17 protein-coding genes are annotated in these 24,302 nt (G+C 72.6%); 8 read left to right on the top strand and 9 right to left on the bottom strand.

Annotation, left to right across the window (positions count from 1 at the left end):
- Positions 1–484: 484 nt before the first annotated feature.
- Genes CXY01_RS01840 through CXY01_RS01830 form a run of 3 tightly spaced genes read right to left on the bottom strand, consistent with a single transcriptional unit; the run spans position 485 to position 4,970 of the window.
- On the bottom strand, positions 485–2,638 hold the full coding sequence (locus CXY01_RS01840) for a glycosyl hydrolase (RefSeq protein WP_146925342.1): 2,154 nt from the start codon (positions 2,636–2,638) through the stop codon (positions 485–487).
- Positions 2,635–3,366: an efflux RND transporter periplasmic adaptor subunit gene (locus CXY01_RS01835; RefSeq protein ID WP_146925341.1), complete on the bottom strand. Its 732-nt coding sequence runs from the start codon at positions 3,364–3,366 to the stop codon at positions 2,635–2,637. The genes CXY01_RS01840 and CXY01_RS01835 overlap by 4 nt, the downstream gene beginning before the upstream one ends.
- Complete coding sequence (locus CXY01_RS01830; RefSeq protein ID WP_246124933.1) at positions 3,363–4,970, bottom strand: glycosyltransferase family 2 protein; 1,608 nt, start codon at positions 4,968–4,970, stop codon at positions 3,363–3,365. The genes CXY01_RS01835 and CXY01_RS01830 overlap by 4 nt, the downstream gene beginning before the upstream one ends.
- A 461-nt stretch (positions 4,971–5,431) precedes the next feature.
- On the opposite strand from CXY01_RS01830, the gene CXY01_RS01825 reads away from it, so the two are divergent.
- Positions 5,432–7,282: a bifunctional metallophosphatase/5'-nucleotidase gene (locus CXY01_RS01825; RefSeq protein ID WP_146925339.1), complete on the top strand. Its 1,851-nt coding sequence runs from the start codon at positions 5,432–5,434 to the stop codon at positions 7,280–7,282.
- 21 nt (positions 7,283–7,303) lie between these two features.
- Here the strand turns inward: CXY01_RS01825 and ppdK are convergent, their stop codons facing one another.
- Positions 7,304–9,991, bottom strand: coding sequence for a pyruvate, phosphate dikinase (gene ppdK, locus CXY01_RS01820; RefSeq protein ID WP_146925338.1), 2,688 nt, complete (start codon positions 9,989–9,991; stop codon positions 7,304–7,306).
- A gap of 126 nt (positions 9,992–10,117) precedes the next feature.
- Here ppdK and CXY01_RS01815 point away from each other — a divergent pair, with 126 nt between their 5' ends.
- Positions 10,118–11,614, top strand: coding sequence for a helix-turn-helix domain-containing protein (locus CXY01_RS01815; RefSeq protein ID WP_186813257.1), 1,497 nt, complete (start codon positions 10,118–10,120; stop codon positions 11,612–11,614).
- 17 nt (positions 11,615–11,631) lie between these two features.
- Positions 11,632–12,279 carry a response regulator gene (locus tag CXY01_RS01810; protein WP_146925337.1) on the top strand — a complete coding sequence of 216 codons (648 nt, stop codon included), beginning with the start codon at positions 11,632–11,634 and terminating at the stop codon, positions 12,277–12,279.
- Positions 12,280–12,284: 5 nt separating this feature from the next.
- Here the strand turns inward: CXY01_RS01810 and CXY01_RS01805 are convergent, their stop codons facing one another.
- Complete coding sequence (locus CXY01_RS01805) at positions 12,285–12,806, bottom strand: flavodoxin/nitric oxide synthase (protein ID WP_146925336.1); 522 nt, start codon at positions 12,804–12,806, stop codon at positions 12,285–12,287.
- A gap of 105 nt (positions 12,807–12,911) precedes the next feature.
- Here CXY01_RS01805 and CXY01_RS01800 point away from each other — a divergent pair, with 105 nt between their 5' ends.
- From CXY01_RS01800 to CXY01_RS01790, 3 genes are all read left to right on the top strand, one after another.
- On the top strand, positions 12,912–14,450 hold the full coding sequence (locus CXY01_RS01800) for a GAF domain-containing sensor histidine kinase (protein ID WP_146925335.1): 1,539 nt from the start codon (positions 12,912–12,914) through the stop codon (positions 14,448–14,450).
- Between the two features lie 113 nt (positions 14,451–14,563).
- Positions 14,564–15,148, top strand: a complete 585-nt coding sequence (locus CXY01_RS01795; RefSeq protein WP_146925334.1) for a DoxX family protein — start codon at positions 14,564–14,566, stop codon at positions 15,146–15,148.
- A gap of 107 nt (positions 15,149–15,255) precedes the next feature.
- Complete coding sequence (locus tag CXY01_RS01790) at positions 15,256–16,083, top strand: alpha/beta fold hydrolase (protein ID WP_146925333.1); 828 nt, start codon at positions 15,256–15,258, stop codon at positions 16,081–16,083.
- On the opposite strand, the gene CXY01_RS01785 is transcribed toward CXY01_RS01790, so the two are convergent.
- Positions 16,052–16,777, bottom strand: a complete 726-nt coding sequence (locus CXY01_RS01785; protein ID WP_146925332.1) for an esterase/lipase family protein — start codon at positions 16,775–16,777, stop codon at positions 16,052–16,054. The genes CXY01_RS01790 and CXY01_RS01785 overlap by 32 nt on opposite strands.
- Positions 16,778–16,862: 85 nt before the next feature.
- Here CXY01_RS01785 and CXY01_RS01780 point away from each other — a divergent pair, with 85 nt between their 5' ends.
- Positions 16,863–17,687, top strand: a complete 825-nt coding sequence (locus CXY01_RS01780; protein WP_186813256.1) for a bestrophin-like domain — start codon at positions 16,863–16,865, stop codon at positions 17,685–17,687.
- A gap of 1 nt (position 17,688) precedes the next feature.
- On the opposite strand, the gene hrpB is transcribed toward CXY01_RS01780, so the two are convergent.
- The 3 genes from hrpB to gad are packed head-to-tail and all read right to left on the bottom strand — an operon-like array spanning position 17,689 to position 22,468.
- Positions 17,689–20,190, bottom strand: coding sequence for an ATP-dependent helicase HrpB (gene hrpB, locus CXY01_RS01775; protein ID WP_222594464.1), 2,502 nt, complete (start codon positions 20,188–20,190; stop codon positions 17,689–17,691).
- 17 nt (positions 20,191–20,207) lie between these two features.
- Positions 20,208–21,059 (bottom strand): YrhK family protein, encoded by an 852-nt coding sequence (locus CXY01_RS01770; RefSeq protein WP_146925330.1) that lies wholly within the window; start codon positions 21,057–21,059, stop codon positions 20,208–20,210.
- Positions 21,056–22,468, bottom strand: a complete 1,413-nt coding sequence (gene gad / locus CXY01_RS01765) for a glutamate decarboxylase (protein WP_186813255.1) — start codon at positions 22,466–22,468, stop codon at positions 21,056–21,058. Before gad ends, CXY01_RS01770 begins: the two co-directional genes overlap by 4 nt.
- A 342-nt stretch (positions 22,469–22,810) precedes the next feature.
- Here gad and CXY01_RS01760 point away from each other — a divergent pair, with 342 nt between their 5' ends.
- Positions 22,811–24,289, top strand: coding sequence for an SDR family NAD(P)-dependent oxidoreductase (locus CXY01_RS01760; RefSeq protein WP_146925328.1), 1,479 nt, complete (start codon positions 22,811–22,813; stop codon positions 24,287–24,289).
- The last annotated feature ends 13 nt before the right edge of the window (positions 24,290–24,302 follow it).

Raw genomic sequence — 24,302 nt, 5'->3', positions numbered from 1 at the left:
GGCGGGAGCGGTTGAGCGTGGCCAGACATCCGGCTGTCTCCGTTCGGGATGGGGCGCGCAGCCGACCGGGGGGTCGACCGCCACACGCCCGGGGCACGGTGGCGCGGCCGTCCGGGGACGACCGATCTGGACGAGCGGGCCGGCGGGTCGTGCGCAGCGCTGCGCTCGGCCGTGCCTGCCCGGGCTGACCGACGTCAGCCGACGGTGGGTGCGTGCAAGGTGGTGACACCCTGCAGTGAGCTGGCTACGGCATGACCTCTGCGCGCTGGCCGGTGTCGATCACGAGACGCCCTGGAGGACCGCCCTCGACGATGAGGGCGCCCCTAGGTGACTCGTGTCACTAATGCGCTCAGCGTCGGACGCGGCGCGGTGAAAGTCAAGTGGAAGGTCACAGGAGACACTTTCGTGTACGACTGCAGGGTCCCCGACGCACGACGGCGCCCGCCTCCCTGGTCCGGGAAGCGGGCGCCGTGCGGTGGTGCGGTCAGTCGTCGGCGTTCGCCTGCGCCGCCGCGATGAACGCGAGCATCGAGGCACGCGAGCTGCCGTCGTCGATCGCGACGTCGGGCAGGCTCGTCGCCTCCTGCCAGGCCGCGGCCGCGTCGTCGGCCCCGGCCAGTGCCCGGTACGCCAGCAGGTAGCCGCCGAACTGGACGCCGTACCCGCCGGGCGTCGCCTCCTCGACGGAGGCGACGATCTGCGCAGGGTCCACATCCTGCGCCAGCGAGACCTGCACCGGCCCCATCGGGATGAGCTGGATGCCGAGGATCGCGCTCGGCTCCGGGCTGAACCAGGTGGCGTAGTCACGCTTGCCGCCCCAGTTCAGGGAGACCATCGTGTGCTCGAACCCGTCGAACTGCTCGAGGTCGGGCGCCGTCCAGTAGGTCCGGGCGGTCAGCGCCTCGGTCGACGCCAGCCAGGTGGCCTGGGTCACCAGCTCCGGCTGGTCCGACGCCTGCGCCCACAGCCCGAGGCCGTTCCAGGCGGTGACCGCCTCCGAGGAGGACTCCTGGTTGTTCCCGTCCGCGAACGGGGACGTCCCGGAGGCCCACGAGTGACCGGTGTACGGGTCGAACGACCGCAGCTGCGGCAGCTCGGACGACGGCTCGGCCGCCGCGATGTCCTGGCCGAGCAGGTTCATCACGGGAGCGAGCTGCTCCGCCAGCGCCGGGTCGTCCGTGGCGAGCAGCCCCGCCGCGGCCAGCAGGTAGCCGTAGTGGAAGTGGTGGTCGTTGAGCTCGTCCGACCCGAAGGACGGCGTGAGCCCGATGGCCGAGCGGGCGGTCTCGTCGTAGACGAAGCACCGGGCGTCGCGCTGGGTGCACCCGTCCGGCTCCGTCCACTCGACGAGGGCGTCGACGGTCGTCGCCCGCAGGTCGGCGACCGCGTCAGGCACCCCGAGCTGCTCGCCGAGCACCACGAGCGACGCGGCGCGATGCAGCGACTTCCCGCCGAAGTAGGTGTCCGACGGGAACGCCGGGGTGGCCGCGACGTCCGCCTCGAGCGCCGCGACGATCGCGGAGCGCTGCTCCTGGGAGATGCCCCCGAGGTCCAGCGCCCCGGCCGGCGGGAGGGTCGGCGCGTACGAGCTCAGGTGCGACCCGGCGCAGAGCTCCAGGTCGCCGTAGACGCTCGGGTAGGACCCGAGCTCGCAGTCCTCGCGGTCAGGCTGCTCGCCGGCGCGGTGGTGCGGCATGGTCACGTACGCCGTGGGCGAGCCGCCGGCCGTCCTGTAGGTGAGCGTCGTGCGGGCGACGTCGTCGCCCACCCCGTACGTCACGTCGACGCCGGTGACCGGGTCGGCCGCCGCCGTGGCGAGGGCCTCCTTCGCCGCGGCGGACGCCTTCGGGGGCAGCGCGTACCAGCTCGCCGACTCCCCCGCGCCGAGCGTGGTCGACCCGCCGTCGGACGTGCCGCCGACGAGACCCCACTGGGAGGTGCCGGCATCCGCCAGGGAGGCGCCGTCCGACGACGCGGCGAAGGAGCCGCCCGTCACGGCCGAGGCCAGCGTCACGTCCTGCGCGGCCGTGAAGCTGACGAAGGGCGAGCCCTCCGCGAGCACCACGTGGCCGAGCACGGCACCGGACGCGTCGAGCAGGTCGACGGTCACGCTCACGGGGTCCGCGGCGCTGACCTGCGCCGAGGCAGCGCCGGCGTCCACGGTCACGGCCGGCACGTGCGGGGCGACGATCGCCTTCGCGCTCACCGTGGCCGTCGGGAGCCCGAGCGTGAACCCCGAGTCCGTCAGGGCGAACGAGAGCGGCTCGGCGAACACGGGCTGCGGCTCGTCGCCGAACACCAGACCGCTGTACCAGCGGTTGGTCGGCGGGACCACGCCGGGAGCCAGGCGCACCGGGTCGATCTTGGCGACCTGCTCGGCCGGGACGGCACCGACGAGCGCCACCGGGTCCACCTCCGGGGGCGTGGCGTCCTGCGGGCCGCTGACGTCGGCCGCCGGGGCGGAGCCCGCACCGGTGTCCTGCGACGCGGCGTCGTCCGCGGACCAGGGCGCCCACAGCACGACGGCCAGGCCGAGGACCAGCACGAGGGCCGCGGCCCCCGTGACGACGAACCAGCGCCGCCGGGTGGTCGGAGGCGGCCGCACGGCCGCCGTGGGTCCAGTCACACGTGCCGTCATCCGAACAGTCCTCCCAGGTAGGTCTTCACGGTGTCCGCGGTGCGCGTCACGACGCCGTCGTTGCGCAGCTGCAGCTCCGCCGTGACGGGGGTGCCGGCCGAGACGAGCCCGTTCTGGGCACCGTCGTCCAGCGCGTCACCGGTGAGGGTCACGACCGCCTGCGCCTCGCCGGCGACCGTCTCGACCTTCACCTCGGACACGAACGCGCGGATCGTGCTGTGGTTCGGCAGCTCGACGACCGCGGTCGCGTCCTCCGAGACGCGGGCGTACTCGTTCGCCGTCAGCGTGTACTCCGCCTGGACGTAGAGCGTGTCCGCGCGCTGGACGGTCGCCAGGTTGGTGGCCGGCTGGACGAAGGTGCCGCGCTCGGAGGTGATCGTGGTGACCGTCCCGTCGCCGGCCGCCAGGACCACCAGACGGCCCTGGTCGTCGACCTGCGTGGCCTCGGTCGCCGGCTTGGCGAACCCGTTGGTGATGTCGTACTGCAGGCTCGCGGACTCGATGACGAACAGCGGCTCGCCCTTCGTCACGGGGTCGCCCACGTCGACCATCTGGTCGACGACCAGACCCGCGTAGGGCGTGCCGACCTCGTAGGTCTTGGCGAGGATCTGCGCGGAGTCGCTCGCGGCGACCCCTCGGCTCTCGTTGAGGTTGTAGGTGGCCACGGCGGCCAGGACGAGCACCAGCAGGGTGCCCACGAGCAGTCGGATGCGGCTGGCCCAGGTCATGCGACACCTCCGGTGGGTGCGGTCGCGAGAGCGGCGGGACGTGCGGGGGCAGCGTCGGCACGCGCTGACTTCCGTGCCGACCGGGCGGCCAGGCGGCCGCGGTGGCCTTCCCTCCAGGCCGTCAGGACGAAGCTGCCGAGGATGAGGGTGTTGGTGGCGTTCCAGGCGAGCGCGAGGCTCGGGTAGCCGTTGCCGAGGTCCTTCCAGACCCCGACGACCGTGGTGATGAGCAGGAACTGGAAGAACAGGACCTGCGGCATCATGAAGGCGAACGGCGAGCGGTAGGCACCCTTCTGGCCGGTCACGTGCCACTTCTGGTCGCGCCGGAAGATGGCGTTGACCAGGGCCCGCGTGTAGATCGGGAACGACACCGCCGCGAGCAGGAGGACCTGCCAGCGGAACGAGCCGAGCGTGTAGAACGCCAGCACGATCTGCAGGACGTAGAAGCCCGAGTAGTACAGGACCCACGTCAGCGGCGTGATCGTCAGGTTCATCGGCGTGAGGTTGAAGTAGATCTGCAACGGCGGCACCAGGATGAGCAGCAGGGGCGCGATCCCGGTGAGGTAGTGCGTCGCGGTCACCTGGTACTGCAGCCTCTGATCCATCGTGAGGGTGCGCTTCCGCGAGAACGGGTTGTGCGTGAGCATGATCTCGAAGCCGCCGGTCGCCCAGCGCAGCTGCTGCTTGGTGTAGGCCTCGACGGTCTCGGGGGTGTCCCCGACGGCGAGCTCCGTCGGGATGTAGACCGTCCGCCAGCCCTTCTCGTGCAGCATGAGCGACGTCCACACGTCCTCGGACTTGGAGTCCGAGTAGATGCCGCCGATCGAGTCGACGGCCGCCCGGCGGTAGACGACGTTCGTGCCCACCGAGAAGGCGGCGTTGAAGCGGTTCCGGCCCGGCTGGATGAAGCGGTAGAACACCGACTGCATGTAGCCGGCGCCCTTCGAGATCACCGAGTCGAGGTTGCCGTACACCTGCGGGGTCTGGACGAAGGCGACGTCGTCGCTGGCGAAGAACGGGACGGTCTCGCGCAGGAACTCCGGCTTGGGCACGAAGTCCGCGTCGAGGATGACGAAGAGGTCGCCCTTGGCCAGGGTGAGCGCGTGGTTGATGTTCCCCGCCTTGGCGCCGTTGCTCGACAGCCGCCGCACGTACCGGGCACCGACCTCCGCCGCCAGGTCCCGCACCTCGTTCGACCGGCCGTCGTCGAGGATCCAGGTCTCGTGCTGGCCGTGCATCGCGACGGCCGCGGTGGCGGTGCGCCGGATGGTGGCGAGGTCCTCGCCGTAGGTGGTGATGAAGACGTCGACGGTGATCGGCCACTCGTCGAGGAACATGCGCCACTCCTGCGGCGCCTTCTCGGTGTTCGTGCGCAGGATCTCTCCCACGTCGTAGAGCCGGTCCTGGGCGAGGTTGAACGAGAAGCCCCGGGGGTTGTGCCCGCTGGACAGCACGGTCCACATCGCCAGCAGCGCGTGCGTCACCAGGACCGTCTCGGCGACGATCACCAGCGTGTACGGCAGCCAGTCGCCCCGGTTGGCCGGGTTCAGCAGGAAGGCGGCGTAGATGATGACGCCGGCGCAGGCGAGCAGCACCAGCAGCATCAGGGAGGGGCTCGGGGCAGACTCGTTCTGAGCCGATCTGCCGGGTCGGATCCTGATCTCGGTGCGTCGCGGTTCAGTCACGAGCCTGTCGAACGTCGTAGCCACGGCTCGGCCCCCAGTCTGTCGTCCGTCGGATGGCAGGGTGGGCCAGGGCTCGACCCACCGGTGCGACGGCGACGTTGACGCCGGGTACGCAAAAGGGCGGCGACTGCGAGGCGCCGGAGAACCGGTCTCGCAAGGCGTCGCCGCCCTGTGTGATGCGGACCAGGCTAAGCAGGGCGATTTGACCCTGTCCACCCGATCTGTCTGTGCCCCAGGTCACATCGTCGTGAACATGACGTGAACGCCGAGGCCACGCGGGTCGGCGGGGTCGCCCGATGTGTCCCGTGTCACCGCGGCGGGGTACCGTGCGCGGCGCACCGCAACCCGGTGCAGAACCGACAGCACAGGAGACCTCGGACATGAGCTTCAGCAACCTGCAGCGCGGCAGGCTCAGGGCAGGGACGGTCGTCACAGCGACGCTCCTCGCCGTGGCGCTCGCCGCGCCGGCGACGGCGGACGAGGGGCGTGGTCACGGCCAGGGGCACGGGCACGCCACCGACTTCCGGCTCACCGTCATGGGCACCACGGACCTGCACGGCAACGCCCTGAACTGGGACTACTTCAAGGACGCCGAGTACGACGACAGCGCACACAACGACGTGGGACTGGCGAAGATCTCGACCCTGGTCGACCAGGTGCGGGCCGACCGAGGTGACCGCAACACCCTGCTCCTCGACGCCGGGGACACCATCCAGGGCACGTCGCTGGCCTACTACTACGCGAAGATCCAGCCCATCTCGAAGCGCGTCGAGCACCCCATGGCCACGGCGATGAACGCGATCGGCTACGACGCCGCCGCGCTGGGCAACCATGAGTTCAACTACGGCATCCCGTACCTGCGCACGTTCGAGGAGCAGCTCGACTTCCCGCTGCTGGCGGCGAACGCCACGAACGACAGCACCGGCCGGCCGGCCTTCCAGCCGTACGTCATCACGAAGGTCAGGACGCCGAACGGCAAGCCGGTCAACGTCGGCATCCTTGGTCTGACCAACCCCGGGATCGCGATCTGGGACAAGGCCAACGTCGAGGGGCAGCTGAGCTTCGGCGGGCTGGTGGAGCAGGCCGCCCGGTACGTGCCCGAGATGAGGCGCCGGGGTGCCGACGTCGTCGTCGTCTCCGCCCACTCGGGCGCCGACACCTCGTCGTCCTACGGCGACGCGCTCCCGTTCCCGGAGAACGCCGCCACCCTCGTGGCTGAGCAGGTCCCCGGCATCGACGCGATCCTCGTCGGGCACGCGCACCAGGAGATCGTCGAGCGCGTGGTCACCAACACGGCCACGGGCAAGCCCGTCGTGCTGTCCGAGCCCCTGAAGTGGGGTCAGCGGCTCTCGGTGTTCGACATCGACCTGTCGTTCAGCCGCGGCCGGTGGACGGTGCAGTCCGTCGACGCGTCCGTGCTCGACGCCAGCACCGTGCCGGAGGACCCGAAGATCGTCGACCTGCTCGCCGACGAGCAGCAGACCGTCGTCGACTACGTCAACGGTGTCATCGGCACCTCGACCGAGGCGATGTCGGCGGCGACCGCGCGGTACGAGGACACCGCGGTGCTCGACTTCATCAACTACGTGCAGGCAGGGGCGGTCAAGGCGGAGCTCACGGGCGCCGACGCCGACCTGCCGGTGCTGTCGATCGCGGCACCGTTCAACAAGGACGCCGCCATCCCGCAGGGCGACGTGTCCGTCCGGGACATCGCCGGCCTGTACATCTACGACAACACGCTCGCGGGCATCAAGCTCACGGGCGCGCAGGTCAAGGCGTACCTGGAGAAGTCGGCGGAGTACTTCAAGGCCGCCCCGGCCCCTGGCACGTACGCGGCCGCCGACCTCACCAACGCGGTGACGCCGACGGCGCCGAACGGCACGCCCGACTACAACTACGACGTCATGGGCGGGCTGGACCAGCCGCTGACCTACGACATCGACCTGGCCCGGCCCGTCGGCAGCCGCGTCGTCGGGCTCGCCTACGGCGGCGTCCCCGTGACCGACGCCCAGGAGTTCGTCGTCGCGATCAACAACTACCGGCAGTCCGGCGGGGGCAACTTCCCGGGCGTCACGGCGGCCCCGGTCGTCTACAACCGGCAGGTCGAGATCCGGCAGCTGCTCATCGACTGGGTGACCGACAACCAGGTGGTGGACCCGACGGTGTTCTCGTCGACCAACCCGGACTGGCGGCTGACGTCCGGCGGCACGCCGCTGACCGTCACGCCGTAGTGCGTCGCTCGGGCGGCCGTGTCAGCGCTTGGCGCCCACGGCCGCCCGACCGGCCTCCAGCCGCGCGATCGGGACGCGGAACGGCGAGCAGGACACGTAGTCCAGCCCCACGTCGTGGAAGAAGTGGATCGACTCGGGGTCTCCCCCGTGCTCGCCGCACACGCCGAGGTGCAGCCCCGGCTTGGTCGACCGGCCGCCCTCGGCGCCCGCGCGGACCAGCGCCCCGACCCCGTCGGCGTCGAGGGTCTCGAACGGGGAGATGGTGAGCACCCCGTTCTGCAGGTAGTCCGCGAAGAACGCGCGCTCGACGTCGTCGCGCGAGAACCCCCACGTGGTCTGCGTCAGGTCGTTGGTGCCGAAGGAGAAGAAGTCGGCCTCCTCGGCGATGCGGTGCGCGGTGAGCGCGGCGCGCGGCAGCTCGATCATGCAGCCGATGGGGATCTCGAGCGCCGTCCCGGACGATGCGCCGACCTCCTCGAGCACGCGCTCCGCCTCCTCGCGCACCAGCTGCAGCTCCCGCACGGAACCGACCAGCGGCACCATGATCTCCGGCCTCGGGTCCATCCCGGCCTGGCGCAGCTGCACGGTCGCCTCCGCGATCGCGCGGACCTGGAGGGCGAACAGCCCGGGCAGCGTGAGCCCGAGCCGGACCCCGCGCAGGCCGAGCATCGGGTTCTGCTCGTGCATCCGCTCGACCGCGGCGAGGAGCGCCACGTCCTGCGGGTCGGGTTCCGCCGCCACGGCGACCTTCACGGCCAGCTCGGTGCGGTCCGGCAGGAACTCGTGCAGCGGCGGGTCGATGAGCCGGATGGTGGTCGGCAGGCCGTCCATGGCCTCCAGCAGACCCGCGAAGTCGTCGCGCTGCAGCGGCAGCAACGCCTCCAGCGCCTCGCGCCGGGCGTCGTCGGTGTCCGCCAGCACGAGGCGCTCGATGTGCTGGCGACGGTCCCCGAGGAACTGGTGCTCGGTGCGGCACAGCCCCACGCCCTCGGCGCCGCGGGCGCGGGCCCGGCGCGCGTCGTCGGCGGAGTCCGCGTTGGTCCGCACGTGCATGCGGCGCACGTGGTCGGCGTGCCGAAGCACACGGTCGACGGCCGTGACCAGCGCGCGCGCCTCGGGGTCGGCGGCGGCTGCGAGACCGGCGTCCAGGCCGTCCGCGACGTAGACCATCACCGGGGAGTCCACCACCGGGACCTCGCCGCGGAAGACCTCGCCGGTGGCGCCGTCGATCGCGATGGTGTCCCCCGCGCGCAGCACCTCGCCACGCACCCGGATCTCGCCGCGTGCCACGTCGACGTCGAGGTCCTCCGCGCCCACGACCGCGCAGGTCCCCATCCCGCGGGCCACGACCGCGGCGTGCGACGTCTTGCCGCCGCGGGCCGTGAGCACGCCGTCGGCGACGATCATGCCCTGCAGGTCGTCCGGGTTGGTCTCCCGGCGGACCAGGATCACGCGCGCACCGGCCGCGGTGCGCTCGAGGGCCTGGGCGTTGTCCAGGACGATCTCCCCCACCGCCGCCCCGGGTGACGCGGGCATCGCCCGGGTGAGGAGCTGCCGGGAGGCGCCGGCGTCGAACTGCGGGAAGAGCAGCTGGCTGAGCTTGTCGCCGGTGCAGCGGGTGATCGCCTCGTCCATCGTGATGAGGCTCTCGTCGACCAGCTCGGTCGCGATCCGGAACGCCGCCACCGCCGTCCGCTTGCCCACCCGCGTCTGCAGCAGCCACAGCTTGCCGCGCTCGATGGTGAACTCGATGTCGCACAGGTCCCGGTAGTGCGTCTCGAGCCGGCGCATGGCGTGCCGGAGCGCGTCGAACGAGACCGGGTCGAGCACCTCGAGCTCGGCCAGCGGCAGCGTGTTGCGGATGCCCGCGACGACGTCCTCGCCCTGCGCGTTCGGCAGGTAGTCGCCGTAGACGCCCGTCTCCCCCGTCGACGGGTCGCGCGTGAAGCAGACCCCCGTCCCCGACGTCTCGCCGAGGTTGCCGAACACCATGCTCACGACGTTGACGGCGGTCCCGAGGTCGTGCGGGATCCGCTCGCGACGCCGGTACAGCCGCGCGCGGTCGGTGTTCCACGAGTCGAGGACCGCCTCGATCGCCATGTCGAGCTGCTCGCGCGGGTGCTGCGAGAACTCGCGACCCGTCTGCTCGACGACGATCTCCTTGAACGTCTGCACCAGCACGCGCAGGTCCTGGGCCGACAGCTCGACGTCGGTCGCGGCGCCCACCGCGCTCTTGCGCTCGTCGAGCGCCGTGGCGAACAGGTCCCCGTCGATCCCGAGCACGGTCTTGCCGAACATCTGGATGAGCCGCCGGTAGGAGTCCCAGGCGAAGCGCTCGTCGCCCGAGAACTCCGTCAGCCCCTTCACGGACGCGTCGTTGAGCCCGATGTTCAGGACCGTCTCCATCATCCCGGGCATCGAGAACTTGGCGCCTGAGCGGACCGAGACCAGCAGCGGCTCGTGGAAGTCGCCCAGCCGCCGGCCGATCGTGTCCTCGATCTCCCGGACGGCGAGCGTCACCTCGACGCGCAGCTCCGGCGGGACGTGCCCGTCGCGCATGTACGCACGGCACGCCGCGGTGGTGATGGTGAACCCCGGCGGCACCGGCAGGTCGAGGTTGGTCATCTCCGCGAGGTTGGCGCCCTTGCCCCCCAGCAGGTCCTTCTGGTCCTTGTCACCGTCACGGAACCGAGAGACGTAGCTCGTCATGGAGAGGCTCCTGTTCGCAGGGCTGACGAGGAATTCCCGCCTCCTTCCACTCTCCGGGCTCGTCCGGGCCAACCTCAAGGTCACCGTGCATGCAAGAACATCCGTTCTTGGCCTACGGTCAACTGCATGGCCACCGATGCCCCGCGCCCTGTCATCGACCTGCCGACCGACCCGCGCGAGCCGGCCGTCGCGGGCAGCGAGATGCTCCTGCTCGGACGCCGGATCCGGCACGCGCGCACCGAGAAGGGCCTCACGCTCGACGAGCTCGGGCAGCTGGTCGGCTCGACCGCGAGCCAGCTGTCGCTGGTGGAGAACGGCCGGCGGGAGCCGCGGCTGAGCCTCCTGCAGTCCCTGGCGGCCGCGCTGGGCACGACGACGACCGACCTCCTCGACGCCGCCCCGCCGTCCCGCCGAGCCGCGCTCGAGATCGACCTCGACCGCGCGCAGGGCACCGCGACGTACGCGGCGCTGGGGCTGCCTACCGTGCGGCCGGCGAAGAACCTGTCGACCGAGGCCCTGGAGGCGCTCGTCGGCCTGCACCGCGAGCTCGCCCGCCGGGACGACGCGGCCATCGCCACGCCGGAGGAGGCACGTCGGGCCACGACGGCCCTGCGCCTGTGGATGCGCGAGCGCAACAACCACCTGCCCGAGATCGAGACGGCCGCCGAGGACCTCGTGCGTCGCGCCGGCTACTCCACCGGCGCTCTCACCCACAGCGCGGTCGCGTCGATGGCCGCGGACCTCGGCTTCACGCTGATCCACGTCGACGACCTGCCCCACTCCACACGCACGGTCACCGACCTGGCCAACGGCCGCATCTACCTGCCGCCGGCGTCCATCCCCGGCGGGCACGGCCTGCGCTCCCTGGCGCTCCAGGCGATCGCCCACCGCGTGCTCGCGCACTCGACGCCCCGCAGCTACGCCGACTTCCTGCGTCAGCGGGTCGAGATCACCTACTTCGCCGCCGCGTGCCTCATGCCGCGGACCGCGGCCGTCGCGCACCTGAGCGCCGCCAAGCGCCGCAAGGAGCTGGCCGTCGAGGACTTCCGCGACTCGTTCGGCGTCACGCACGAGGCCGCCGCGCAACGGTTGACGAACCTGCTGACGGAGCACCTCGACATCCGGCTGCACTTCCTGCGCGTGGGCGACGACGGGACCCTGTTCAAGGGCTACAGCAACGACGCGGTCCGCTTCCCCACCGACGGCACCGGCGCGATCGAGGGTCAGGTCGTCTGCCGCGAGTGGGCCGCCCGGTCGGCGTTCACCCGGCGCGACCGCGCGACCGAGTACTACCAGTACACCGACACGCCCGAGGGCACGTTCTGGTGCACGACGCAGACCGGGTCGACGTCGGCCGGGGGCTTCTCGATCACCGTCGGCGTCCCGTTCGGTGCGGCGAAGTGGTTCCGCGGCCGGGACACCACCCGGCGGCGCGAGTCCCGCTGCCCGGACCCGACGTGCTGCCGGCAGCCGGACCCGAGCCTGGCCGCACGCTGGGCGCCGCACGCGTGGCCGAGCGCCGCGGTGCACGCCCACGTGCTGTCGCCGCTGCCCACCGGCGCGTTCCCCGGTGTGGAGGATGCCGAGGTGTACGCGTTTCTCGACCGCCACGCACCGCGATGATGGGGCACAGTGGCGCCATGCCACAGATCCGGGTGTTCCTGCTCGACGACCACGAGGTCGTCCGCCAGGGGCTCCTGCGCCTGCTCGAGTCGACGCCGGACATCACCGTCGTCGGCGAGGCAGCGACCGCGCAGGAGGCCCTCGTCCGCATCCCCCGCGCGGAGCCCGACGTCGCGCTCCTCGACGTGCGCCTGCCCGACGGCAGCGGCGTCGAGGTCTGCCGCGAGCTCGCCGCGCTCGCACCGGGCGTCCGCTGCCTCATGCTCACCTCCTACGAGGACGACGAGGCCCTGCTGGCGGCGATCACCGCGGGCGCTGCGGGCTACGTGCTCAAGGAGATCCGCGGCTCGCAGCTGCTCGACTCCATCCGGCTCGTGGCGTCGGGCCGTTCGCTGCTCGACCCCGGGACCACGGCGCGGGTCCTGGCACGGGTGCAGGAGTCCCACCAGCGCGACCCCCGGCTGGACCTGCTGACCACGCAGGAGAGCGCGGTGCTCGACCTCATCGGGGAAGGGCTGAGCAACCGGGAGATCGCCGACCGGATGTTCCTCGCGGAGAAGACCGTGAAGAACTACATCTCGAGCCTGCTGGCCAAGATCGAGGTGCGCGGACGCACGCAGGCGGCCCTGTTCATCACCGAGCAGAACCGCCTGCACCCCGAGTAGCCCGGTCAGCGCACCGGCTCGAGCACCAGGCCGGCCAGGCCGACTCCCCAGGAGCGCGCGCGGTCCAGCTCGCCGTCGCGCAGCGGCCCGCGGATCCCCAGGACCCAGAAGCTCTCCGCCTCGGCGGAGACCTGGAAGCCCTCGCGCCGCAGCACCCGCCAGGCCCCCACGGCCGCCGAGCCGGGCACGTGCGGCGTGTGGATCCGGGTGTCGAAGGTGGCCGCGTGCACGGGGCGCTCGGGGGGTGCCAGCTCTCTGAGCCACTCCCGGACGCCGATCGTCGGGCCGACCGGCTCCCTGCCCGCGGTCCGCAGCGCGTCCTCGCGCGTGCTCGGCCGGCTCATGCCGAACGCCTGCGTCGGGGCCCCGACGACGAGCAGCTCCAGCTCCGGCGGCAGCCGGTGCGGGGCCGACGCGACGTCGAGGAGCGCCACGTCCGGCAGACGCCGGCGCATGCCCTCCCAGACGGCCTCCGCCACCTGACCCGTGTTCCCGAACGACGACTCGTACACCACCAGTGCGCGCACCGTCCCCACCTCCTCGTGACTCGGTCCTGCATCACCTCCAGGGAACGCCTCGCCCGCGCCGGCACCCAGGGCCGAAAGGCCCTGATCCCGACCTATGCTCCGAGCATGCGGACCGACTCCCTGGACTCAGGAACCGAGCCCGACGACGGACTCGGCGCGATGATGGACGCCGTCGTCGCGATGACCACCGACCTGGACATGGCGACGGTCCTGGAGCGGTTCGTGGCGGCGGGGTGCAGCCTGACGGGCGCCCGGTACGGAGCCCTCGGCGTGCTCGGGGAGCGCGGTGGCCTGCAGGAGTTCGTCTACCAGGGCATCGACGCCGAGACCGCCCTCCGCATCGGCCACCTGCCCGAGGGGCGGGGCGTGCTCGGCCACCTCTCGACGTCCCCGGACGTGCTGCGCCTGCACAACATCGCGGAGCACCCGTCGTCGGTGGGCTTCCCTGCGAACCACCCGCCGATGCAGACCTTCCTGGGCGTCCCGGTGCGCGCTCGCGGCGCGGTGTTCGGCAACCTCTACCTCACCGACAAGGTGGGCGGCCCGCACGGGCTCCCGGTCGACTTCACCGCGCGCGACGAGCAGGTCGCGGTGGCGCTCGCCGCGGCGGCGGGCGTGGCGGTCGGTCATGCCCGCGCCTACCACCAGGCGCGCCAGCACGAGCTGTGGCTGGAGACGGCCGCCGCCTCGACGTCGTTGCTCACGGGCGACCTGCCCCGCGACGAGGCGCTGGCCGCGGTGCTGGACAGGGTCGTGCAGAGCGCGGGTGCGAGCACCGCGACGCTGTTCGGGGACAGCGACGAGCTGTCGCCCGAGCTCGCGGAGGAGCTCGCGGGCGTCTGGCCGGTGCTGCGCGAGCTGGCGGACGGCACGTGGGCGCTCGCCCTGCCGCTGCGCAGCGGCGAGCGCTGGGTCGGGGCGCTCGCGGTGTCCTGGCCCGCGGGCGACGCACCGCGGCTCGACCTGCCCAGCATGGCCGGGTTCGGCGAGCAGCTGGCGCTCGCCCTCGACGTCGCGGGCGCTCAGGCCGACAGGGCGCGGCTGGCGGTGCTCGAGGACCGCGAGCGGATCGCCCGCGACCTGCACGACATGGTGATCCAGCGCCTGTTCGCCATCGGGCTCGACGTGCAGGGCGCCGCGCAGGAGACCGTGCGACCCGAGGTCGCCCGCCGGCTGGAGTCCGCGGTCGACGACCTCGACGAGACCATCAAGGACGTGCGGACGACGATCTTCCGGCTCGGTGCCCGCTCCGGCGGCGGAGCGGGCACCGGCCTGCGGAACCGGATCGACGCCGAGGTGGTCGGTGCGCGCCAGGCGCTCGGCTTCCTGCCGCGCCTGCGCACCGACGGGGTGACCGCCACGGTGCCGGAGGACGTGGTGGAGGACGCGGTCGCCGTGGTCCGCGAGGCGCTGGCGAACGTCGCCCGGCACGCCCGCGCGCACGACGTGGTGGTTCGGGTCGAGGTCGGGACGGACCTGGTGGTCGAGGTGCAGGACGACGGCATCGGGCTCCCTGCCGACGTGTCGCGCCGGAGCGGCCTGGCCAACCTCGAGAACCGTGCCGCGCGCCGGGACGGCACTGTCGTCGTGAGCGCGCTGCCGGAGGGCGGCACCCACCTGCGCTGGTCGGTCCCGCTGTCCTGACACGTCCGGGACCTTCGACCCTGGGGCCCACCTGCGAGCGGGGGCAGTGTGGAGCCGTCGGAACGGTTCAGCACAGGTCCTTCACAGGACCGCCACGGAGGAGAGCACCCATCATGTCCACCACCCATCCCGAGGTCAGCACCTCGACGCAGCCTGCGACGCTGGTCGAGCAGGACCTGGTCACGTCCTCGACCGGCCGTCGCTGGCTCGCCGTCACGAGGCTTGCCACGGGGTTCATCTTCCTGTGGGCGTTCCTCGACAAGACGTTCGGCCTGCACTACAGCACCGGGGCGGCGGTGGCCGAGGGCGACCCGAGCCTGTCGTGGATCAACGGCGGCACGCCGAGCCAGGGCTTCCTGCAGTTCGGCACGGTCGGCCCGTTCAAGGACGTCTTCGCCTCGATGGCCGGACCCGTCACCGACTGGCTCTTCATGCTCTGCCTGCTCGGTGTCGGCGTCGCGGTCATGCTCGGCATCGGCCTGCGGGTCTCGGCCGTCGCCGGGTCGCTGCTCATGATGTCGATGTGGGTGGCCGAGTGGCCGCTCCTGCAGGGCTCGACCAACCCGGTCATGGACTACCACGTGATCTACGCGCTCGTCCTCGTCGTCTGCGCGACGCTGCTCGCCGGTGACACCTGGGGCCTCGGCAGCCGGTGGGGGCGGCTGCCGCTGGTGCAGCGGTTCGGCTGGCTGCGCTGACCTGGCACTGAGCACCCGCAGGAGCGGCACCCCCCACCGGGGTGCCGCTCCTGCGTCGTCGGCCGACCTGCTCGCCAACGGGGTGCCGCTCTGCCACGATCTGTCGCATGGTGGAGAGCAGCGCCGGATGGACCGAGGGCACGGTCGAGGTCGACGGCCACAAGGTGTTCTACCGCGAGAGCGACCCGGTCGACGGCGCCCTCCCGATCGTGCACGTACACGGGTTCGCCATCTCCGGGGCCTACCTCATGCCGACGGCCCGGCTGCTCGCCCGCCGCGCGACCAACCTCGTTCCCGACCTGCCGGGCTACGGCAAGAGCGATAACTGGGAGTACACGCTCGGCATCCCGGCGCTGGCTCTCGCGCTGCTGAAGATCCTCGACGGGCTCGGCCTCGACAAGGTCGTCCTGGTGGGCAACTCGATGGGCTGCCCGATCAGCCTGGAGGTCGCGCACGCCGCGCCCGAGCGGGTGGACCGCATCGTGCTGGTCTCGCCCGCCGGCGGCGTCCACAACCAGGGTCTGGGCCGCGCCGTCCGGCAGCTGGCGATCGACGGCGCCCGGGAGAACCGCCGGATGGCGAAGGTCGCGGTGCCCGACTACCTGCGGTTCGGGCCGGTCAACACGTTCCACCTGTTCAGCGAGATGACCCGCTTCCCCTCCCTCGAGCGGCTCGTGAAGTCACCCGTGCCGACGCTCGCCGTGATCGGCAGCAAGGACCCCTTGATGCCGCCGCCGGTCCGTGTCCGGGAGGTGAGCCGGCTGGCGAGCGACCACACGACGGTCGCGCTCATCGAGGGCGCCGCGCACGCCATCAACTTCAGCCACCCCGGCGAGCTGTCGCACGTCATCGGGTCCTGGCTCGACGGCATCGACATCGTCGACGACCCCGACTCCCCCGGCCTCACGCGGGTCCTGCAGCTCCCTCGGAGCTGACGAGCCGCCGGATCAGGAGCTCGTGGAGCCTCGGGTCGGCCAGCGGCCGGAAGTGCCCGGGCATGTCGAGCACCACCTCCTCGGCGCCCTCGAGCGCGCTACCACCGGGGATGTGCGGGTCCCAGCGGCTGTACACGGACGTGATCCGGCGGTTCACGTCCCGCTCGGCGCCGAGCGCGACGATGGTGGCGTCGCTCGGGATGAACGCCCTGACCGCCGGGGCGACGAACCAGCGGGCATAGGCGGACCCCGCGAACGGCGTGTTGACCGCGACCATCGAGGCGATGCGCCCGTCGGGGTCCTCGCGCAGCATCGCGAGCTTGCCGATCAGCCCACCCTTGCTGTGCGCGACGACCACCACGTCCCGCAGGTCGTGCAGCGCGACGTAGCGACCGAGCACGGTCGCGCCCTGCTGGACCGGTCGGCGGTTGTTGCCCAGGTCGGGCAGCACGTGCACCCGCACGCCGTGGTCGTGCAGGAGCGTCGCGAGCGGGAGCAGGAAGTGCCACGACTCGTACACCCCGGGTACCAGCACCACCGGCGGCCCGACCGGGCGGTCAGGGTTGCGCAGGTCGTCCGGGTCGACGCTGGAGAGGATGCCCGCGGCCTGCCACGCCAGGACCGCGGCGTAGTCACGCGCCCGCCACCAGGTCTGGCGGAGCAGACCCCCGGGCGACGACGTGGCATCGGGCATGCCGCCATGGTGCCGCACGGGAGGGTCCGGTGTGGCCCTATGTTGGCCCTGTGCCCCGACTCCGCCACCTCGCGAGCCCTGCCGCATGAACATCGTCCTGGGAGCGCTGATCACGCTCGGAGTCACCGCACTCACCGTCGGCGCGATGCTCCTGGTGCGCCGGCGGGCGCCCGCCGGCAGCTACTTCAGCGACGGCGACCGAGCGTCCGGCGTGTTCGGGGTGCTGGCCACGGGCTTCTCGGTGCTGCTCGGTTTCATCATCTTCCTGGCGTTCCAGTCCTACGACCAGGCGCGGGCCGGCGCGGAGACGGAGGCCGTCCTCATCGCGCAGCAGGTCCAGACGGCCCAGTTCCTGCCCGCGGACGTCCGCGACGACCTCACCGGCGAGCTGGTCTGCTACGCCCGGGCCGTGCTCTCCGTCGAGTGGCCGCAGATGCAGGACGGGACGCTCAACGACGCGTTCAACCCGTGGGGTCCGGCGCTGTTCCGGACGATCGACGCCACAGACCCGCAGACCCCCGTGGAGCAGTCGGCGTACGACCGGTGGATGGACCAGACGGCGGACCGGGAGCAGGCGCGCATCGACCGCGTCCACGGCGCCGAGGGCCTCATCCCGCTGCCGCTGTGGCTCGTCCTGTTCGTGATCTCCGCGGTGATCTTCGTCTACGTGCTGTTCTTCGCGGACTCGGCCGAGGGTGTCGTGACCCAGGGTCTGCTCATGGGCAGCGTCACCGTCGTGATCACGCTGCTGCTGCTCCTGCTCGGCTTCTTCGACCACCCGCACGGCGACCAGGTGGGCAAGCTGCAGCCGGTCGCCATGGAGCGGACGCTGCGCATGGTCGACGCCCAGATGAAGGAGGTCGGCCTCGACGTCACGCCCCCGTGCGACGCGGCGGGCCGGGCCGACTGACCTACCGCCGCACCCCCCGCACCGGAGCGGCTCCCAGCGGGTCGTCCGGCCAGGCGTGCTTGGGGTACCGGCCCCGCAGCTCCGCCCGGACCGCCGGGTAGCCGGTGCTCCAGAAGGACGCCAGGTCGGCGGTGACCGCCGCCGGTCGACCGGCGGGCGAGAGCAGGTGCAGCAGCAGCGGGACCCGCCCGTCGGCCAGCCGCGGCGTCGTGCGCCATCCGAACACCTCCTGCACGCGGACCGGCAGCACCGGCTGGTCGCCGGCGTAGTCGACCCGGACGCTCGACCCGCTGGGCACCGTGAGGCGCTCGGGTGCGAGGGCGTCGAGCCGGGTCGCGTCGGGCCAGGGCAGCAGCCGGCGCAGCGCCTGCACGACGTCCACACGGCTCAGGTCCCAGGCACCGCGGACCCGGGCGAGGTCCGGGCCCAGCCAGTCGTGCAGGCCGACGAGCAGGGCGTCGTCGGAGACGTCCGGCCACGGTGCACCCAGCGCGCGGTGCAGGAAGGCCATCCGCTGCCGGAGGGCTGTGGCGGCGTCGGTCCAGCGCAGCAGCGCCAGCCCGTCGCGTGCCAGACCGTCGCGCAGCGCCGCCACGACGAGCTCGGGGGGCGGGTCGACGAGCGGCACGGACGTGAGCTCGATCGCGCCGAGCCGTCGCACGCGGCGCGCGACCACCGTGCCGTCCGTCCAGGCGACGACCTCGTCCTCTCCGAGGAGCGCCGGCGCGGCCTCGATGGCCAGGTCGAGGTCGATCGGCGCGGCCGACCGGATCGTGGCGTCACGGCGGCCGGCACCGCGGTCGGCGTCGGCGACCGCGAGCCACGGCAGGCCCGTCAGGCCGGACCCGGGTGGCAGCACCGCTCCCGTCCCCGACGTCATGAGGTACGTCGAGCCACCGGGGCGGAGCCGGGCGATGCGGTCGGGGTGGGCCAGGGCCACGACGAGCCCGACGGCGAGGTCGTCCCCGAGGTGCTCCGGCACACCGTCCGGCGGGACCGACGCCCGCAGCCGGCTCACCTGCGCCTGCCACGGTCCGGACCCGGGTCCCCCGCGGCGCAGCCCCCGCAGAGCCGCGACGAGGTCCCCACCGGGCGCCCGCACGTCGTCGGACAGCAGGGCGACCACCTCGGCGGCGCGTCGCCCACCCACCAGCGCAGCCCCGTCGAGCAGCCCCCGGGCGAGCCGGGGGTCGGCCGGGACGGCGGACACGGCGCGACCGCGCGCGGTCGGGTGCCCGTCGGGGTCCACGGCACCGAGGGCGGCGAGGGTCTCGCGCGCGACCGCCATCGCGGCCACGGGCGGCCGGTCGAGGAGGGCGAGCCCGACCCCGTCCGGGCTCCCCCAGCACGCCAGCTCGAGCGCGAAAGCCGTGAGGTCGGCCGTGAGGATCTCCGGCTGCGGGTGCGCGACGAGGCGCGCGTGGTCGTGCGCCGACCAGCACCGGTACACCGCCCCGGGCCCCTCGCGCCCGGCGCGGCCCGCGCGCTGCTCCGCGGACGCCCGGCTGACCCCCACGGTCACCAGACCCGCGAGCCCGCGGCGGTGGTCGGTGCGCGGCTCGCGCGAGAGGCCCGCGTCGACCACGAGCCGGACGCCCGGCACCGTGAGCGACGACTCGGCGACCGCCGTCGACACCACGACCCGCCGCCGGGCACCCGCCGCCAGGGCGAGGTCCTGCACGTGGGGTGGCAGGCGCCCGTGCAGGGGACGGACGTCCACGTCGCCGTCGAGGCCGCCGAGCCGCCGCACCACGCCGTCGACCTCACCGGCGCCCGGCACGAACACCAGGACGTCGCCGGGGCGCTCGACCAGGGCGCGCCGGACCGTCGCCGCCACGTGGTCGAGGAACGGCGGTGTCACGCCCCGCTCGTCGGTACGGGCGATGCGTGCGGGCGCGGGGCACCAGACGGTCTCGACCGGGAACAGGGCGCCCGGGACCGCCACGACGGGCGCCGGCTCGGCGCCGCCGAGGAGCGCGGCGGTGCGCTCGGCCTCGACCGTCGCGGACATCGCGACGACGGCGAGGTCGTCGCGGAGATGGGCGCGCACGTCGACGAGGAGCGCCAGCCCGAGGTCGTCGACGAGGTGGCGCTCGTGGACCTCGTCGAGGATCACCGCACCGACGCCCGGCAGCTCCGGGTCGCGCTGCAGGCGCCGCAGCAGCACCCCCGTGGTCACCACCTCGACCCGCGTCGCGGGGCCGGTCAGGCTCTCGCCCCGGATGGAGAACCCCACGGACCGGCCGACCGGCTCACCGAGCAGGTGGGCGAGCCGCCGGGCAGCGGCGCGCGCGGCGATCCGTCGCGGCTGGGTGACCACGACGCGTCCGCGCACCGCCGCCGCGACCGCCGGCGGGACGAGCGTGGTCTTGCCCGTGCCCGGCGGCGCCTGGACGACCACGGCCCCCCGCGCGCGCACGGCACGGACGACGTCGGGCAGCCCGTCCCGCACGGGCAGGTCCGGCGGGTCGGCGAGCAGCCGCGCGATCGGGTCGTCCTCCACGGACGCAGTCTGCGGGGTCAGGCCGACGATCGCTCCCTCGCCGACTCCACGGGCAGCAGCACGGCACCGAGCAGGAAGCACACCGCACCGAGGAACGTGCCCAGGTTGACCAGCTCCAGGTTGGCCGCCTGGTCCGTCGACGGCACGTACCGGGCGGCGACCGCCGAGACGCCGAACGCGATCGAGCCGAGCATGTTCAGCGCCGCGATGCGCCACCCGACCGAGCGGTCCGAGCGGGGCAGCACCCCACGGTTCACCTCGGCGTACGCGAACCAGCTGGCCACCAGGAAGCAGATCGACCCGTAGACGTCCGGCGCCCAGATGAGGTGCCTCTCCTGTGCGAGCGTCAGGTCCGCCTGCGTGGCCGAGAACGTGCTGATGTTGAAGAAGACCGTCCCCACCAGCTGGACCAGCACCGCCCAGAAGTCGATCCGCCGGGGCTTCCAGCCCACCAGCGACGCGAGCCGCCCCGGACGCGCCGACTCGGCGAGCACCCCGCCGGGAGCCCGCAGCGTCTCGTGGAACTGCAGGTAGGCGGCCGACGTGAAGAAGATCGACCCGACGAAGAACGTGCCGGCCACCACGGCCGGGTCGAGCGCGTCGACGTACAGCGGCACCGACCCGAGGGCGAAGCAGAGCGACCCGACGGCGAACAGGCTCCCGATCCACCAGCTCATGGCGCTGGCGCGGCCGCCCTCCGCCCGGACGCCGGCGAGCCGCAGACCGAGCCCCTTGCGGTGCCGCCGGGAGCTCCACTCCACCTCGCTGCCGTCCGGGCGGACGAGCACGGCATGCGTGACGAACCCCAGCGGGCCGCGGGTGCGCAGCACCCGCCAGCCCGCCGGGACGTCCGGGACGGTCGCCGTCACTGCTGGAGGCCGGTGCGCGCCTTGCTCTTCGCGGCGGCGTGCGCCGGGGACGTCCACAGGTCCGGCTTGGCCGACGGCCGCTGCACGGGCTGCTCGGCGACGAGCGCGTCCCAGGCGTTCATCAGGTCGCGCAGAAGCTGCTCGATCATCATGCGGCTGAGGTCGAGGCGCACCACGACGCGCATCAGGTGCACCGCGTCGGCGTCGGGCGGCAGGCTGTACGCCGGAACGATCCACCCGTCCTCCCGCAGCCGCGCCGACAGGTGGTAGACGTCGAACCCGGGGTCGCCCTTGATCGAGAAGGTGACCACGGGCTCCGCCAGCCCGGGGTTGAGGATCTCGAACCGGCCGCTCGTCTCCAGGCTCTCGTTGAGGAACCGGGCGTTGGCCAGCATCGTCTCGACGATGGAGGTGTAGCCGCTGCGCCCCAGCCGCAGGAAGTTGTACATCTGCGCCTGGATCATGGCCGAGCCGCGCGAGAAGTTGAACGTGTACGTGGGCTGGGCGCCGCCGAGGTAGTTGACGCTGAACACCAGGTCCTCGGGCAGCCGGGAGGCGTCCCGGAAGATCAGCCACCCGACGCCCGGGTACACCAGGCCGTACTTGTGGCCGGACACGTTGATCGACGCCACCTGCTCGAGCCGGAAGTCCCAGCGCAGGTCCGGCTCGGCGAACGGCGCGATGAACGCCCCGCTGGCACCGTCGACGTGCAGCGGGATGTCCCAGCCCTTCTCCGCCTTGACCCGGACGAGGAGGTCGTTGATCTCCTCGATCGGGTCCGCCTCACCGATGTGCGTGGTGCCGAGCACCGCACCCACCGCGATGGTGTTCTCGTCGATGTGCGCCTCGACGTCGTCGGCGCTGAGCACGAACCGGTCCGCCTTCATCGGGATCTTGCGCATCTCGACGTCGAAGTAGTTGGCGAACTTGTCCCACACGACGTGGGTCTCCGCGCCGAACACCACGTTGGGGCGGTCGGTCGACAGCCCCGCGTCCCGCCGACGGTCCCGCCACGCGCGCTTGTGCGCGAGCAGGCCGAGCATGATCGCCTCCGACGACCCGATCGTCGCGACCCCGACGACGGCCGTGGAATCGGGGGCGTTGAACAGGTCGCCCAGCATGTGCACGCAGGCTTCCTCGATCAGGGAGGCCGCCGGGTACTCCTCGTGGTCGATGTGGTTCTTGCGCAGCGAGTCGTGGATGAGCTTCTCGGCCTGCGGCTCCATCCACGTGGTCACGAAGGACGCCAGGTTGAGCGTCTCCCGGCCGTCGAGCATCAGGCCGGTGTGGAGCAGCTCGTAGGCCTCGTCGGGCTCGAGCCCGTGGGCGGGGAACGTGCCGCGGTCGATGTGCTCGCGGAAGCTGGGCCGGCCGTGGATCGGGCCGAACGGGTCGGACGTCGCGCTCACGTGTGCTCCTCCAGTTTGATCCGTCCGGAGCCGGCCTACCCTCCCCCGGTACGCACCTGCGGACCGAACGTAGCGCGATGCGTCCCGGTATGTCCCGCGCGTCGGGTCCGAGTCGTGACCTGGCACGACGCGACCGTCGTGCACGCACCGGACGCTCGCCGGGCTCGGTCCCGCCTGCACCGCGCGGCACGACCGCCTGCGCGAGCTCCTCGGGGGCACCCGAGGCCACGGACCCAGGAAGGTCCCGACGGCCGACGGGTAGGATCAACCGTTCCCCCCGCGCCCGGCTCTCGTGCTCCCCTGCCCGTCGGCCACCCCGGACGACCAGCTAGGACCCGCACGATGACTGCCCTCAGCACGACGCCCGTGACGCCCGTGACGCCCGACGGCGTCGACCCCGCCGAGCTCGACGTGTTCCTCCGGGTCGCGGACCAGATCAGCCGGCTCCCGTCCGACCACCCGCACCTGGCCCTGGCCCGCCGGGCGACGTCGGCGTTGTTCAAGGCGGCCAAGAAGCAGCGCCGCGCCGAGAAGCGCGACGCCATCAGCGCCGCCGACCGCTCGGTCATCCACGCGACGGCCACGGGCAGCCCCGGCCGGATCGACGACGAGACCCAGGGCATCCCGCTGGTCTCCAGCGCGCAGGGCGCCACCGCGGGGACGCTCCTGCGGGCCCGCCCCTGCTACATCTGCAAGGAGCCGTACGTCGAGGTCGACGCGTTCTACCACCAGCTCTGCCCCACCTGCGCGCGACTGAACCACGCCAAGCGCGACGCCCGCACGGACCTGACCGGCAGGCGCGCCCTGCTCACGGGCGGGCGGGCCAAGATCGGCATGTACATCGCGCTGCGCCTCCTGCGGGACGGGGCGACGACGACGATCACGACGCGCTTCCCCCGCGACGCCGCCCGCCGGTTCGCCGCGATGCCCGACAGCGCCGACTGGCTGGACCGGCTGAGCATCGTCGGGATCGACCTGCGCGACCCCGCCCAGGTGGTCGCGCTCGCGGACTCGGTCGCGGCGCAGGGGCCGCTCGACATCCTCATCAACAACGCGGCGCAGACCGTCCGCCGCTCCCCCGGCGCGTACACGCACCTGGCCGACGCGGAGCTGGAGCCCCTGCCCGACCGCCCGCTGCCGCAGATCACGACGTTCGGCCGGACCAGCAGCGCGCACCCCGTGGCCCTCGCCGGCTCCGTCACCGAGCTGACGAGCATCTCGGCAGGTGCAGCGGGCGGGGGCGTCGCCTCTCTCGCGCTCACCGCCGAGCACGCCTCGCTCGAGCGGCTCGTCGCCGGGACCGCGATCGACGCGGGCGGGCTCGTCCCGGACACCGCCGAGACCAACAGCTGGGTGCACACGGTCGACCAGGTGGACCCGATGGAGCTGCTCGAGGTCCAGCTGTGCAACCAGACCGCGCCGTTCATCCTGGTCAGCCGCCTGCGAGGAGCCATGAGGGCGACCGCGGCCGGCCGGGCGTACGTGGTGAACGTGTCCGCGATGGAGGGCGTCTTCTCCCGGGGCTACAAGGGTCCCGGGCACCCGCACACCAACATGGCCAAGGCCGCGCTGAACATGCTGACCCGGACCAGCGCCACCGAGCTGGCCACCGACGGCATCCTCATGACCAGCGTCGACACGGGCTGGATCACCGACGAGCGCCCCCACCCGACCAAGGTCCGCCTGGCCGAGGAGGGCTTCCACGCGCCGCTCGACCTGGTCGACGGGGCCGCTCGCGTGTACGACCCGATCGTGCGCGGCGAGGCGGGCGAGGACCTGTTCGGCTGCTTCCTCAAGGACTACGTGCGTTCGGCCTGGTAGCGCCCGGAGGCGA

This window comes from Cellulomonas xylanilytica, assembly GCF_007989805.1.
In the GTDB taxonomy this organism is placed as follows: domain Bacteria; phylum Actinomycetota; class Actinomycetes; order Actinomycetales; family Cellulomonadaceae; genus Cellulomonas; species Cellulomonas xylanilytica.
This window is presented reverse-complemented; position numbering and strand designations above follow the sequence as displayed.